Source organism: Acinetobacter corruptisaponis (assembly GCF_030053775.1).
Classification (GTDB): domain Bacteria; phylum Pseudomonadota; class Gammaproteobacteria; order Pseudomonadales; family Moraxellaceae; genus Acinetobacter; species Acinetobacter corruptisaponis.
This window is the reverse complement of record NZ_CP125669.1, coordinates 1,696,310-1,709,566: the sequence shown is the minus strand read 5'-3', so window position 1 is coordinate 1,709,566 and position 13,257 is coordinate 1,696,310. Positions and strand designations below refer to the sequence as shown.

Genomic DNA, 13,257 nt, shown 5'->3' with positions numbered 1-13,257 from the left:
GCAAGAGTAATCAGCAAGGCGAAATGATGCTTTGAGAGAGAATAAAAATGGCTTTTACAAAAGTTTTAGTGGCAAACCGTGGTGAGATCGCCGTTCGGGTGATGCAAACAGCGAAAGCAATGGGCTATCAGACCGTTGCAGTATATTCAGATGCCGATGCCAATGCACGCCATGTTCAGGTTGCAGATGAAGCGGTGTATATCGGAGCCTCCAAGGTTTCAGAATCCTATCTGTCGATTGCCAACATTATTGAAGCCTGTCAAAAGACAGGTGCCGATGCGGTACATCCTGGCTATGGTTTCCTGTCTGAAAACACTGATTTTGCACAGGCATGTATTGACCATAACATTACCTTTATTGGGCCGACTGCACCTGCAATTGAATTGATGGGGAGCAAGCGTTTATCCAAGATTGCCATGATTCAGGCGGGTGTGCCGTGTGTTCCTGGCTATGAGGGTGATCAGCAAGACATTGAATATTTGGCTGAACAAGCAGAGAAGATTGGTTTCCCTTTAATGGTGAAAGCTTCGGCAGGTGGTGGTGGACGCGGTATGCGTTTGGTACACCAGTCGGCTGATTTGTTGGAAGCCTTAAAGACTGCACGTTCCGAAGCAGAAAATGCCTTTGGTTCAGGTGAGTTGATCATTGAAAAAGCGGTGATTGCACCGCGCCATGTGGAGATACAGGTATTTGGTGATACACACGGTAACTATGTGTACCTGTTTGAACGCGATTGCTCGATTCAACGCCGTCACCAAAAAGTGGTGGAAGAAGCTCCGTGCCCAGTGATGACACCCGAACTACGCCAGAAAATGGGCGAGGCTGCTGTTGCAGCAGCCAAAGCCTGTGACTATATCGGTGCGGGTACTGTTGAGTTTTTACTGGATCAATCGGGTGAGTTTTATTTCCTTGAAATGAATACCCGTTTGCAGGTGGAACATCCAGTCACAGAAATGATCACAGGGCTGGATTTGGTCGAGTGGCAACTGCGTGTGGCCAATGGCGAAACACTGCCATTACAGCAACATGAATTGACCCTAAACGGGCATGCGATTGAAGTGCGTTTATATGCGGAAGACCCACGTCAGGACTTCTTGCCACAGACAGGGAAAGTGTTGCGTTGGCAGCCTGCCGCATTGCCAAATGTACGTATTGATCATGGCATGCTGGAACAGGGTGAAATCAGCCCATTCTATGACCCAATGGTTGCCAAGGTGATTGCCTATGGCAAAACCCGTCAGGATGCCATTCGCTTACTGGCAAGGGCAGTTGATGATTGTGTATTGTTAGGTGTAAACAGTAATAAACAGTTTTTGGTGAATTTACTGCGTCATCCAATTATTGTGGCGGGTGATACCAATACCGCATTTATCCAGCAGCATTTTCAGGATGATGTTAGCTTGCATCAGCAAAGCCTGAATATTGAAACATTGGCGGTTGCTGCGGCGTTATTTACCCAGCAGAACCAGTCAAAAGTATCTTGGCAAACTGGGGTTTCAATCCCGTTCCCACTCAAGCTGAAATATGCAGACCAGCAATTATTGCTGCATGTCCAAACCAATCACCAGCAAGTGAAAGTGGAACTATGCGACCAGCAAAGCACGGTGGATGTGGTTGAAATAAGTGATGATCAAGTTATTTACAATGTGAATGGTGTACGCCGTAAACTGGATTATGTGCTTGATCAAAACCAGCTTTATCTAGATGCAGGCAATGGCAATGTTGTGATCGAAAATACCACTTATGCGGCTCCAGAGGCGGCTGAGGTGGTGGGCGATGGTAAAATCCGTGCACCAATGGATGGAGCGATTGTCAATCTGTTGGTGAATGTGGGTGACACCGTAAGCAAAGGCCAAACCTTACTGGTCTTGGAAGCCATGAAGATTCAGCAGCAGATCAAGTCTGATGTGGATGGTGTGGTTGAGGAACTGATTGGTCAGGTGGGGCAGCAGGTGAAAAAACGACAATTACTGTTAAATGTCACGATTGCATAAAGCGTATAAATTAAAAAGCTAGGTTGATACCTAGCTTTTTAATAACTTGAATACAGCTTCTAATGAGTCTGTTGAATTGCCTTTTAATTCCTGCATTGCAAATTCAGCCAAAGCCTGTTCATGTGCGAGCAGATATTTGAGGAAATCCTGAGTATTTGCATCGGCGTGCTGATTCATCCGTTCGAACGTTGCCATAAAGGGTTTTGTGCCCTGTTTAAGTAGATGCATGGCAAGTTTCCAGGGAAGTTTCGCCATTGCAATACCCGATGCCTTGGCTTGCAGTTTAAGATGAAAACGAATGGAGGCAGTTTGCCCCTGTTGTTTCAGAAAATCCTGTAACCGTTGCAAAGTCTGGGTTTCCAGTTGTGCCAGGGTTTGCCACTTTTGCTGTTGTTCTGCTGAACGGGCATGTTTGGCCGCATTTAGAAAAATAAGCTCACCCAGTATTTCCGATTCCAGTGCCGTATTTAAGTCGTGTTGATATTGCGGGTAGTTCATTCCTTTGATTCCTATCAATCTTTTTGTATTTAGATCTAGGGATTGATCTTAACATTCATTTGGAAAGAATGACGAAAAACTATGCAGATTGACCAATATCATATTGGTTATTCAAGATTTGAACCATCTATATGTGGATGGCTCAATTATTTAAGAAAACATATCTAAACGCAGTTTTTCCAAACGTTGTTGGTACTGCTTTTGCCATTCAGTTTCCGAGATTTGAGATTTGAGGGGTTCCATTTCTTGCTGCAACTGTTTAACAGCCTGTTGATACTGAATAACTTGTTGCTGCTGTTGTACTTCACGTTGATCACGACGTTGAATATCTTGTTGTTCTTGCTCAGTTAAATACTGCTGTTGTAGTTTTTGTTTCAAGCTCGCAATTTCAGTAGGATTACTTGAGCTATGATTAAGTAATTGAATTGCCTGTTCGTAAAGCCCAATGTTATTTTCTTGCTTTACTGCATCAGGATACTGACGTTGCAGTGACTCAAAAGCTTTTAGACGTTGTTCTGCGCTGAGATTTTGATTTTGGGACAAATCATTATAGGCGAAACGATAGTCTGCATAATTTCGCTCTTGTCCGAAACCGAGCATCGTTTCTGCTGTCCCTAAAGTCTGTTCTCTTAATTTCCATAGTGCATCGAAACGCTGTTTAGGCGATAAGGATGTGGATAATACTGTACTCTGCATTTGTTGTTCATATTGCGGCATGCGTTTTAATAGGTTTTCAACCAAATGCGCAAATGCTTGATCAGGGTAATTGGCTAATGCTTTCGCTAAAGCGGCATTACAATCCTGAACATGACAATTCGTATTAAAATCATTTAGGAATTGAGTAATATTGCCAGGCTGTTTTTGTAGCGATTGTAATTGCCTGGAAAGAGACTCTTGTAAAATTTCCTCCTTGTTCTTATTTTGCATTTTGGTATCGCTAAAGCCTGTAGATGGATCATTTGATTGGGTGGTTGTTTTGGTCTGCTGGATTGCAGCGGAAGAGCTGGTGCTCTTCCAAACTACAAAACCGACCAAGACCACCAAAACAACCATGATTGTCAACACTAGTCTTTTGTTCATATCTTAGTCTACTTATGAAGTTAGTAGTTAAATTGACCCATTACTGGAAAATGATCAGATAAATCCCAGGTCATAAAGAGTGGGTCAGCCGTAGAACGCAAAATACGAACATCATTACGGGATTGGAGAGGTTGGCGGTGTGTATTTGAAGAAACAATATAATCCAGATATTCAACAGTTGTTCCGCCCGAACCTGCTGCTCCAGCCAGTTTGTTTACACGAGGGTCAAAAGTTGACGCAGTGTAGCCTGTGCTAACGGGTGCGGTTGCATTTAAGTTTGTCAGCATATCCTGATAATCTTGCGGCCATAGGAATTTATTCACATTAAAATCACCACCCATCAGTACCGCATCAAAATTTGGAACATTCTGTTGATCTACTAACTGGCGAATTTGCTGAAATTGTACCTGACGTAAAGCACGCGCCTCAGTTGTGTCAAACGAAGCAGTATGGGTTGAAGTCACATGATAGGCTTTACCATTCTTGATAATCTCAGCATACAGTACCCCCTTGTCAGCAAAGCAGTCTGTTCCCGTGCAATCTGGATAAATTAACTGTGCTGTTTTCACAATTGGGTAACGGCTCACAATCACTAAGCCACTGTCAAATAAGTTGTAGCCAGAACCAACTGGAATATGGGTTTGATATGGATATTGCTGAGCGAGTTGATTCAACATGCCTGTGCGTGATGATGCAAATGCTTCCTGCATCATAATCACATCATAGCCTTTTACATGGTTTGGAAGTTCAGCCAACCGCTCACTAATCTTGCTTGCAACCATGGGTAGGGCATACACATTATAAGTGAGCACCTTTAATTCATCTGCACTGCTTGATACAGGTTCTTGAACTGTGTTCTGGTGAATGGTGTAATGGAAATCATCATATCCACCTGTGTATTCTGCTTTTACAGCAGCCTGTGCTGACAACCCACCATAAGTTGTATTGAGGCGATACACATTACGGTCAGAATACCAGGGTGAAGTGGCTGTGGACGTTTGAATACCGTGCTTGATATTGCTACCAGTCCATGTTCCAGTCATGGTTTGCTTCAATATAACCTGTGAGTTGCCGCTAGTGACCACAGTATCAAAATTATAGGTCTGTCCAGATTTAATTCCAGAATAACGGTTTAGGCGTAATACACGTTTGGTTTCATAAGGTGCGATTTGCGTTGCTTCTTGAGCCCATTGGTTTCCCTGCTGCAAAATTTGGCTACCTGTATGGTTCACCTGTATTGACACAGTTTGTGGTGTTGTATTGGTTACAAATACATAGGAATCTGCCAGTGTATTTTGACTTGCAAAACCACTTAACAGTAACGCGACCCCTGCGCCTAGTTTTAAGCTATTCAGCTTCATTGCTCTCTCCATAGTGCTTAAAGATTCATGAACAAAAAATAACTACACTTTGTTGGTTGTGTTCATTAACGAACATTTTATGGTGTATTTTTGTTCAAAAAATATAATAATGAAAAAATGTTGCTAAATCATTTAAAATTCTTACCATTCATCTGATGTTTAAAAAACAATTGTTTATTTCTTTAGTCTAAAGCCATAGTGTGAAAGCTGGGTAAGATATGAACATATTGATAGATAAGAATAGATGATTCTTTTTTCAAAAAAGAAAATTGAAAAATAACATATAAAAATTAAGGGGCTGTAGTGGATTAGAACAGTGATAATCTACTTTTATGAAGATAAACAGATGTAAATTAAGTAAAAAAACTCAAAGAAAACTGCTTGAGTTTTCTATAGCAGAAGTAACCGCTAGAACAGCAGCCGATTTACTCCGCACTCAACCTAATTCTGCTGCTTTGTTTTAGAGAAAAATACGTCAGTTCATTATGTCTCATCTTGCCCAACATGCCATAGATGTCCTTGAGGGACAAATTAAGCTGGATGAAAGTTATTTTGGTGGTGTGCGCAAGGGAAAACGTGGGGATGTGCTGATCCGCCACTATATTTAAAAGTTAAGAAATTTAATAACTTGCCATTTCTCTACATTGACACTCATAAACTCACAGATTATTCTGTACATGCTGACCCACATGGTCAGTCGGTCTTGACGGGCCGTTTCAACTACATCAGGATTATTTCTTCTGAGGAATAGTTTTGTGTGTAAGCTTCTCGTCTCCTCCCGTAGCGGTAGGACGGGAGTGGGACACCTTCGGGTGTGCTGGAGTTGAACCAGTCCGTCAACCCTCTTTCGTTCTGCCACCATAATTTTGAATGCATTGGCAGAATTCCGAATTTTAGGAGTTGGCTATGTATTTTATTCTTATACCTCCAGATTAGTCTTTCGCATAGTTTGATCGCCTTTGGGTGTTCAGGCCTTAGGTCGTTGCGACTAAAAAAACATATCAACAATAAAACTTGAGATGCGACAGGGCAGTCTTTCAGAGTCGCTGCATGCCTTTTTTTACTCGTTATAGGGTAAGGGCATTTTTATCTCATTTAAATACAACAAAAAAGATGAGTGGATGGTATCTATATGCCAAATTTAAAAATTTCTCCAAGAGCATTACAGGTGGTTCATACTTCAATCCAGCTATTTGATCGTTATGGATTTCACAAGGCAGGCATCGACTTTATTTTGCAGCAAACCAAAATTGCCAAAATGACGTTTTATAATAATTTTCAGTCTAAAGAACGATTTATAGAAATATGCATGACCGTGCAAAAAGAGCGGCTTAAACAAGAGGTGCGGGCAATTATTTATTCATGCCAACACCTCACGGCAGCCGATAAACTCAGGGAAATTTATCTTTTACATGCAGACCTCAATAGCCCTTACCATCTTCTGTTCAAGGCCATTTTTGAAATTGAACAGCTTTATCCTACAGCCTATCAGGTAGTGCTTGAATATCGGGAATGGCTGGTGCGGGAAATTCTTGAGTTGTTGTCAGGTATGGAAATCAGCCTGTTAAAACCTGATATTGATCTGTTTTTATTTATGATTGATGGGGCAATGGTTCGGCTTTTGTGTGGGTTTGAGGTGGATCAAAATGGAATATGGTCCAAATTTACCAATCTGTCACAATACAATTGAGTGTACCTTGAGTATTAGGCTGTGAAATAGATCACTTTATATAAAAAGAATCCGAAAAGTTGGCGGCTTTTCGGATGTGTAAACTGGTTAATGCTAAGAATTATGTTTGATCAGCGGCAACAATCGCGGCACTGGCCTGTTTTAAACTATAAAGCAACTGTCCGAGTAGAACATCCTTATTACTCAGCGTCACCATGACCATCGGATGATGTGGTGCAGGAATAGAGGTCAGGATGGCCTTGCCATTCTCCGCATCGAGGGTGATGCTTTGACATCCAGTCAACTGGATTTCATTCAGGAACGCACTGACCATTGCCAGAATGGAACTGCTGACAGCAGCAAGCTTGGTACTGTTATAAGGATTCTTCTTATAAACGGAAGCCAGTTCAAATCCATCAGTTGAACAGAGCATGATGTAATCAATACCCCGAATGTTCATTAAAATATCATTGGCCTGGGCTTTCGCCATTTGAATGAGTTCTTTGGGCGCCGTACGTTGTTGACTCGGAATACTGAACATAATTCTTCTCTTTATAAAGTGATTAATTTGTTGCTTTTAAATTGACTTCTAGTGCTGCAATGAGTGATTCAATCATGAGCAACACATGCTCCTGTTTACGGGCATCAATAAAAAACAGGGGATATTGATACTCGTTCTGTATCAGCCACTCCCGATAAATAGAGGTGGTATGTTCCTTGTTTTCATCGACATGAGTAATACCAATAGAGATATTCTTGGTATAGTCCTTAAACGTGTCAAGATAGCCCTCAAGTTCTTCAAGGGGAACCTTGCTGTTATGGTCGACTAATAGAATAACACCTAAAGCACCCTGACAAATGACAGGCCAGATAAAGTCAAAGCGCGATTGCCCAGGTGTTCCATATAAACCAATCTTTACCCCATCATCTAATGTAATTTCACCATAATCAATACCAACTGTCGTTTGCATCTTATTATGGGCCTGGCTATCTGTATTGAGTGCTTCGGTGGCAAGGACTGGAATTTCAGAAAGGGACTTAATCGCTTCTGTTTTACCTGCACCCATGCTTCCTGCAAACACAATTTTATATTGTTGAAGAATCATATTGTTCCTTAAAGCCCAAAGCGGCGTCTGATTTTGCCGAAAAATTTATTCAGAAAACCTTGCTGTTCAGCTGGTTGTTCAGCAGTTTCAGTTTGTAAATAATGGCTTTCTGATGCAGTGATAATGCCGCCGTTGTTGGAAACAATGCAGGCAGCAATAAACTGTTGAACCGTTTGAATGGGAAGTTTTAATTGTGTGGCGACTTGGGAAAGTTGTGCTCCTTGTATAAAGCAGGCTGAAAGATGCAGTGTAATTTTTCGATCGCTGCTTTGCGCTGGTTGAGGCCAGTATTCGATTTTATAGTATTCACTTTCGTTTGGCGCTAAACGCTGAAATTCAAGTGAATGCCAAAACAGGTTCCATAACCAGTCCTGTAAATTATATTCGACTTTACGGGACACCTTGGTGAAGTCTGAGGTGGTCGCAAACTCATAATTAAAACTGTGGTTGGTTTGGGTCTGGGTTCGTGTTGGCTCCAGCCAGGCAATCTGGCTACGTGTGTCAATAATTGCCAGGGTGCCGTGATCATCAAAAAGATGAAGTCGGGCATTCTCTGGATTCAGCATGTCTGTTAAAAACTTTTTATTGACCGCATCATGTCCTGAAACAGGCTCTATCTTGGTGTGTTGCGATTGTTGATTGGATAGATAACTTAAAAGACGAAGATGAATCCAGTTTTTCAAGGCGTCGGTTTGTTGAAAGGGTAGGTAAAGTGTATTGTGTTCTTCTATGTTGCAAGTTCCTTGCCCTTTGGAAACCTTTAAGCAGGGAAGTTGTTTTTCTTCTAAAATACGTTGAATGCCTTCAGTATCAAAAAAATTTTCATTTATTAGTAGTAAGTCGATATTTGGATCGGCAATGTTAATCCAGTTAATGCCAAATTCATGAGGTATTGTTTTTCTAAGTTCTATTTTTAATTCATCTGAAACTTTTAAACTTATACCCGAAATCGCGATATTAATGCAATGTCCATTCATAGTATCACTTTAATAATTTATAAAATATTGGACTGCACAAAACTAGTCTTTATAATAGAGACTAATAATAGACCGCTTGTATTATCTTTATCTTCTTATTATAAATAAAGAAGATAAAGATATATACAAGAAGTCTAATTATATTAAATATTGTGTAATTGCCAATTAAGCAAAGTCTAACTCTTTTTCAAATGTTTTTAACTCATGTCGAGCCATTGCCAGATTAGATTTACTGCGGTCCAATACTAGATAGAGGAACAGGTTGCCATTGCTTTCCAGAGGGCGGATCAAGTGATATGCCTTACCAAGGGTGATGAGAATATCTTCAATATCATCATTAAGTTTCAGAGAGTTAGCAACACGGCGTTTAGCTCGAATAACTTCAGTATTACCCGCAGCCGCCAATTCTAAATCAAGTGCGCCCCCGCCTTGAGTTGCCAGCGCCAAACCGCTTTCTGTATCTACCAACGCTGCTGCAACGAAACCATCAATATTTGTTAAGCTTTCTAATGAAATTTTAGCCATGATTTTATCTCTACTTAATACATCTTGTTTATGAATTTATATTCCCTACTTTTGCTTTTGATTAGTTTTCAAAAGTAGATAACTTTATTATAGGAAACTCTTTTATTAAATCAATAATACTTTAAAAGTGTTGAAATCACAGGAGTGCTAATAATTGACAATTTTTGTCAAATAAACAACTTAAAATACCAATTAAAGATAATAATCTAAATTTAATGTGATTTTATTCACACTAATATTTGATTTTAAATTCTCCTTTTGATTGTAAATAAATGTAAATATTTTTCTTGTTAAACTGTATTAAAACATATTTTATGAAATTTAAATTTATTATAAGTACATGATAAAGAAAGTTTTTAAACTTTCTTTATCAATTATTGTTTAATTAATGTGCAAGTAATTGACTGTAAGAACAATACATGAATAGTAAAATGACCAATGCAATGAGTGGGGAAAGCAGATAGGACCAGGCTGGAACATCTGGCTGTTCAACCTCAATTTCTTCAGTGTGATGGATGCTAGGTTGTGCTTGATGAACCATTTGATTGAACTCCTGCATGGTGGCTTCCAGTGAAATATCTTGCTGCTCAACGGGCTTGGAACCTTTAAGTTCAGTAAGCTGGTTGGTTGACCAAACCCAGTCTTCTGCCTGCCCAGACAAGTGCTCGATTTGTCCAAGCAAAAGCTCTGTGAGTCCTGTTTGTCCAAAGCTTCCTGTCTGGTCAAGTTGATTCAGTTCAGTAAACTGTAGACTCAATACTTCCGAAATATTGGACTCTAGCTCGGCTGGGCTAAGTGCAGATTTATTATGTTTGGAGGTAGTGAGGTGTCGGGCAATTTCCTGAATATAAAGTGGGTCAGCAGCCTTGATCTCTTGATAAAGTTTTTGGGGATTTTGTCTCCAAAGGCTAATCAGTTGCCCCAATGTCAGCACATTGACTTCATGAATATAAGATTGCTTTTCTTTGGGAGAATACTGGCTAAAAAGCTGTGGTTTTTGAAGCTTAATTTGTTCGGAAAAGTATTGAACTAAGTCAAATGCCATCGTGTATTTCCTCGTTTAATCTAAAATTCTAAGAGAAGGTTTCTTTTTACTTGGTTCTGCTTCTTGCTTTGTTTCAGACACCTGAGGAGTGTTTGTATCTTCAATGTCAGCATATTCAGCTGGATCGAAAAATAAACCCTGTCCATTTTCTTTGGCGTAAATTCCCAACATCGCCCGAACAGGCACATAAATTTCTTTTGCCACGCCGCCAAAACGTGCCGAGAACGTGATGGCCTCATTACTCATATGCAGAGCATGGATGGCATGTGGGGCAAGGTTCAGGACAATTTGTCCGTCTTTGACGAACTGTAGTGGAACATCGGTATGGGGTTGTGTGGCATCAACCAATAAGTAGGGTGTCAGTTGGTTATCGCAAATCCATTCATAAATGGCGCGGGCAAGATAGGGACGTGTCGGGGTAAAGGTTATTTGCTCAGACATAATTAAAAAACTTATTAAATCGTAGAAATTAAGTCATTGTAGCTGTTTTTTTCTTGAGCTGTCATTGATTTAATAAAAGATGGTCGGCTAAAGATACGATGGCAATACAAGAAAATGGGACGGCAGTGCTGTTGGGGAAGCTCTATCCCCATGCTCCTTAAGCGCAGGAAAATGGGAGCAAGCATACAGTCCAGAATGGAGAAATTTTCAGACATGAAAAATGGAAAATGCTGAAATAAAGGGGTCAGTGAGATTAGGGTATCTCTCAGCTCTTTCTGTGCTTTCTGTTTTTGTGCGGGATTGAGTGTGTCTGCATGGCGGAGCATGTGGTCAGCCAGTTGAAACCAGTCCTGCTCAAAACGCCAGATATATTGACGCTGCTCAGCCCTTGCCATTGGCGCATCTGCATAGAGCTTGTTCTGGCGATAACGGTCATCAAGATATTCTGCAATCACATTTGCCGAGAAAAGTTTTAGGTTCTGCTCAATGAGCATCGGCAACTGGTTATATGGATTCAGGTCAGCTAAGTCCTCATCTTCATGGTCGGTAATGATTAGCTGATACTTGATCTGTTTTTCAGCAAGTAAAAAACGAATCCAGTGTGAACGGAAATCATCTGCATGACTATAAAGCGTAATACCTTGAACAGGCGTATTTTCAACCGATGACATATCACAAAGCTAGAGATATAAACGGATTAGCATACTAAAAAAATGCTAGAAAAGCATCTTTGTGGAATGAAAGTCTATGCAAATAAAAAACCTCGGAAAAATCCGAGGTTTTTTGTCCAATTCGTAAAACGATTAACGTTTAGAGAATTGAGGACGTTTACGTGCTTTACGTAAACCAAGTTTCTTACGTTCAACTTCACGAGCATCACGAGTAACGAAACCAGCTTGACGAAGAGCAGGTTTTAAAGTTTCGTCAGCAGCGATCAACGCACGGGTAATACCGTGACGGATTGCGCCAGCTTGACCACCGATACCACCACCCTTAACAGTGATGTAAAGGTCATATTTTTCAGTTGCTTCTAAAAGCTCTAAAGGCTGACGCACAACCATACGAGCAGTTTCACGACCGAAATATTGCTCTAAAGTACGATTGTTGATTACGAGTTTGCCTGTACCAGCTGATAAGAAAACACGTGCAGTTGCGGTCTTACGGCGACCTGTACCATAATTAGTAGCCATGTGCTGTATCCCTTAGATGTCCAAAACTTGTGGCTGTTGAGCAGTATGAGGATGCTCGCTACCAGCGTACACTTTCATCTTCTTGATCATCGCGTAACCAAGAGGACCTTTTGGCAACATACCTTTTACAGCACGTTGGAAGATTTCTTCTGGTTTGTGCGCAACTAATTTTTCAAAATTAGTTTCACGAATACCACCAGGGAAACCAGTGTGGCGATAGTATTTCTTATCAAGTGATTTGTTACCAGTCACCTGAACTTGTTCAGCATTGATCACTACGATGTAGTCACCAGTGTCAACGTGAGGGGTATAAGAAGTTTTGTGTTTACCGCGTAAACGACGAGCGATTTCAGTCGCAAGACGACCTAAAGTTTTGCCAGAAGCATCAACAACGTACCAGTCGTGTTGAACTTCAGCTGGCTTAGCGCTGAGAGTTTTCATTAACCACTACCTATTATAGTTGGTTTGGGCAAGGAATCGCCCAAACAAAAGGAGACCGAATTCTATATGAATTTGAAAAAGTGTACAAGAACAATTCGATGAGGATGCCATATTTTGCTGTAAAGTGACTGATTTTGTAACTATAGCGTCGCGAATTTTAGGCTACATTATTTGCCTTGTGAGGGTATGGGATTTGCCCTATCATTTTTACATCAATTAATTGAAATAAATAGAAGTATCTAGCTCTCTTAGGAACCCTCCATGAAACTGTCGTTTGCTGCAAAAATTGCTGTAGTCAGCCTGTTAATCGGTGTTTGCTCTACACAAGCAAACGCACGGCGACTGTATAAGTGGGTAGACCAGAGCAGCGTGACCAATTATTCAGAATTCAAGCCTAAAGAGGGGACAGAGCGCAAGCTGGAAGTTCTGGAAAGTCGTGGTAATGATCATGTTGACCCAGCCATGGCGGTAACTGCTGAAATGAAGCCGATTGAAATTCCTGTGGATATGGTCAATCCAGCCAGTTCACCTGTGGCAACCAACCCCAACTCGCAAACGGTTTATAAACAGGGAGCGATTGTGGAGCCATATACGCGCCCAGCAAGTGGCGTGGTGGCAACCCAGCCATCTGTAGAGAAAAAAGAAGCGGTTATTACACAACATCAGCCAACTAGCCCTGAAAAACAGGGAACGACTGCAATTGCAGAAAGACCAGCGAGTACAGTTGTTGCAACTGTAGAAAAAGTGAAAGAAGAACCAGTGGCGGCGACTGTACCAGCAGAGAAAAAAGTACAAATCAAGGTCAATCCGTGGACACGTACGGTGGATGCCGTTCCATCAAATCTGGTTCCTGAAAATCTACCTAGAACATCAAGTGGTAATCCTGAGAAATAATCGCCATACTGAACGTGATACAGCTTGGGAACCCAG

At 41.0% G+C, this 13,257-nt stretch carries 15 protein-coding genes and 1 pseudogene; 4 read left to right on the top strand and 12 right to left on the bottom strand.

The window, feature by feature from the left end:
• Positions 1 to 47: 47 nt before the first annotated feature.
• Entirely contained in the window at positions 48 to 1,994 is a 1,947-nt protein-coding gene (locus QLH32_RS08150; RefSeq protein ID WP_283269066.1) for an acetyl/propionyl/methylcrotonyl-CoA carboxylase subunit alpha, read from the top strand.
• A gap of 30 nt (positions 1,995 to 2,024) precedes the next feature.
• Here the strand turns inward: QLH32_RS08150 and QLH32_RS08145 are convergent, their stop codons facing one another.
• The 3 genes from QLH32_RS08145 to QLH32_RS08135 form a co-directional block, all read right to left on the bottom strand.
• Positions 2,025 to 2,492 (bottom strand): ferritin family protein, encoded by a 468-nt coding sequence (locus QLH32_RS08145; protein WP_283269065.1) that lies wholly within the window; start codon positions 2,490 to 2,492, stop codon positions 2,025 to 2,027.
• Positions 2,493 to 2,642: 150 nt separating this feature from the next.
• Positions 2,643 to 3,572, bottom strand: coding sequence for a lipase secretion chaperone (locus QLH32_RS08140; RefSeq protein WP_283269064.1), 930 nt, complete (start codon positions 3,570 to 3,572; stop codon positions 2,643 to 2,645).
• A 20-nt stretch (positions 3,573 to 3,592) separates the two neighbouring features.
• Positions 3,593 to 4,933: a sphingomyelin phosphodiesterase gene (locus tag QLH32_RS08135; protein ID WP_279961206.1), complete on the bottom strand. Its 1,341-nt coding sequence runs from the start codon at positions 4,931 to 4,933 to the stop codon at positions 3,593 to 3,595.
• A gap of 332 nt (positions 4,934 to 5,265) precedes the next feature.
• On the opposite strand from QLH32_RS08135, the pseudogene QLH32_RS08130 reads away from it, so the two are divergent.
• Together QLH32_RS08130 and QLH32_RS08125 are read left to right on the top strand one after the other, a co-directional pair.
• Positions 5,266 to 5,514 (top strand): annotated as a pseudogene (locus QLH32_RS08130) (IS1595 family transposase); the annotation flags it as partial.
• Between the two features lie 551 nt (positions 5,515 to 6,065).
• Positions 6,066 to 6,623, top strand: coding sequence for a TetR/AcrR family transcriptional regulator (locus tag QLH32_RS08125; protein WP_283269063.1), 558 nt, complete (start codon positions 6,066 to 6,068; stop codon positions 6,621 to 6,623).
• 100 nt (positions 6,624 to 6,723) lie between these two features.
• On the opposite strand, the gene QLH32_RS08120 is transcribed toward QLH32_RS08125, so the two are convergent.
• The 9 genes from QLH32_RS08120 to rplM form a co-directional block, all read right to left on the bottom strand.
• On the bottom strand, positions 6,724 to 7,143 hold the full coding sequence (locus QLH32_RS08120) for a roadblock/LC7 domain-containing protein (protein WP_249571255.1): 420 nt from the start codon (positions 7,141 to 7,143) through the stop codon (positions 6,724 to 6,726).
• 22 nt (positions 7,144 to 7,165) lie between these two features.
• Entirely contained in the window at positions 7,166 to 7,708 is a 543-nt protein-coding gene (locus QLH32_RS08115; protein ID WP_004800075.1) for a GTP-binding protein, read from the bottom strand.
• 8 nt (positions 7,709 to 7,716) lie between these two features.
• Positions 7,717 to 8,685 carry a hypothetical protein gene (locus QLH32_RS08110; protein WP_283269061.1) on the bottom strand — a complete coding sequence of 323 codons (969 nt, stop codon included), beginning with the start codon at positions 8,683 to 8,685 and terminating at the stop codon, positions 7,717 to 7,719.
• 165 nt (positions 8,686 to 8,850) lie between these two features.
• Positions 8,851 to 9,210, bottom strand: coding sequence for a roadblock/LC7 domain-containing protein (locus tag QLH32_RS08105; protein ID WP_004652550.1), 360 nt, complete (start codon positions 9,208 to 9,210; stop codon positions 8,851 to 8,853).
• A gap of 385 nt (positions 9,211 to 9,595) precedes the next feature.
• Entirely contained in the window at positions 9,596 to 10,255 is a 660-nt protein-coding gene (locus QLH32_RS08100; protein WP_283269060.1) for a hypothetical protein, read from the bottom strand.
• Between the two features lie 15 nt (positions 10,256 to 10,270).
• Entirely contained in the window at positions 10,271 to 10,696 is a 426-nt protein-coding gene (locus QLH32_RS08095; RefSeq protein ID WP_283269059.1) for a ClpXP protease specificity-enhancing factor, read from the bottom strand.
• A gap of 14 nt (positions 10,697 to 10,710) precedes the next feature.
• Complete coding sequence (locus QLH32_RS08090) at positions 10,711 to 11,367, bottom strand: glutathione S-transferase N-terminal domain-containing protein (RefSeq protein WP_267981999.1); 657 nt, start codon at positions 11,365 to 11,367, stop codon at positions 10,711 to 10,713.
• 132 nt (positions 11,368 to 11,499) lie between these two features.
• On the bottom strand, positions 11,500 to 11,886 hold the full coding sequence (gene rpsI, locus QLH32_RS08085; RefSeq protein ID WP_004675485.1) for a 30S ribosomal protein S9: 387 nt from the start codon (positions 11,884 to 11,886) through the stop codon (positions 11,500 to 11,502).
• A gap of 12 nt (positions 11,887 to 11,898) precedes the next feature.
• Positions 11,899 to 12,327, bottom strand: coding sequence for a 50S ribosomal protein L13 (gene rplM / locus QLH32_RS08080; protein ID WP_004675486.1), 429 nt, complete (start codon positions 12,325 to 12,327; stop codon positions 11,899 to 11,901).
• 261 nt (positions 12,328 to 12,588) lie between these two features.
• Between rplM and QLH32_RS08075 the strand changes: the two genes are divergently transcribed.
• Positions 12,589 to 13,221 carry a hypothetical protein gene (locus tag QLH32_RS08075; protein ID WP_283269057.1) on the top strand — a complete coding sequence of 211 codons (633 nt, stop codon included), beginning with the start codon at positions 12,589 to 12,591 and terminating at the stop codon, positions 13,219 to 13,221.
• Positions 13,222 to 13,257 lie beyond the last annotated feature (36 nt).

Excerpts from the sequence above, each read along its gene's own strand:
- QLH32_RS08095 (WP_283269059.1), bottom strand. The coding sequence starts at position 10,696 with ATGTCTGAGCAAATAACCTTTACCCCGACACGTCCCTATCTTGCCCGC.
- rpsI (WP_004675485.1), bottom strand. The coding sequence starts at position 11,886 with ATGGCTACTAATTATGGTACAGGTCGCCGTAAGACCGCAACTGCACGT.
- QLH32_RS08140 (WP_283269064.1), bottom strand. The coding sequence starts at position 3,572 with ATGAACAAAAGACTAGTGTTGACAATCATGGTTGTTTTGGTGGTCTTG.
- QLH32_RS08115 (WP_004800075.1), bottom strand. The coding sequence starts at position 7,708 with ATGATTCTTCAACAATATAAAATTGTGTTTGCAGGAAGCATGGGTGCA.
- QLH32_RS08090 (WP_267981999.1), bottom strand. The coding sequence starts at position 11,367 with ATGTCATCGGTTGAAAATACGCCTGTTCAAGGTATTACGCTTTATAGT.
- QLH32_RS08145 (WP_283269065.1), bottom strand. The coding sequence starts at position 2,492 with ATGAACTACCCGCAATATCAACACGACTTAAATACGGCACTGGAATCG.
- QLH32_RS08075 (WP_283269057.1), top strand. The coding sequence starts at position 12,589 with ATGAAACTGTCGTTTGCTGCAAAAATTGCTGTAGTCAGCCTGTTAATC.
- QLH32_RS08110 (WP_283269061.1), bottom strand. The coding sequence starts at position 8,685 with ATGAATGGACATTGCATTAATATCGCGATTTCGGGTATAAGTTTAAAA.
- rplM (WP_004675486.1), bottom strand. The coding sequence starts at position 12,327 with ATGAAAACTCTCAGCGCTAAGCCAGCTGAAGTTCAACACGACTGGTAC.
- QLH32_RS08120 (WP_249571255.1), bottom strand. The coding sequence starts at position 7,143 with ATGTTCAGTATTCCGAGTCAACAACGTACGGCGCCCAAAGAACTCATT.
- QLH32_RS08100 (WP_283269060.1), bottom strand. The coding sequence starts at position 10,255 with ATGGCATTTGACTTAGTTCAATACTTTTCCGAACAAATTAAGCTTCAA.
- QLH32_RS08135 (WP_279961206.1), bottom strand. The coding sequence starts at position 4,933 with ATGAAGCTGAATAGCTTAAAACTAGGCGCAGGGGTCGCGTTACTGTTA.
- QLH32_RS08105 (WP_004652550.1), bottom strand. The coding sequence starts at position 9,210 with ATGGCTAAAATTTCATTAGAAAGCTTAACAAATATTGATGGTTTCGTT.
- QLH32_RS08125 (WP_283269063.1), top strand. The coding sequence starts at position 6,066 with ATGCCAAATTTAAAAATTTCTCCAAGAGCATTACAGGTGGTTCATACT.
- QLH32_RS08150 (WP_283269066.1), top strand. The coding sequence starts at position 48 with ATGGCTTTTACAAAAGTTTTAGTGGCAAACCGTGGTGAGATCGCCGTT.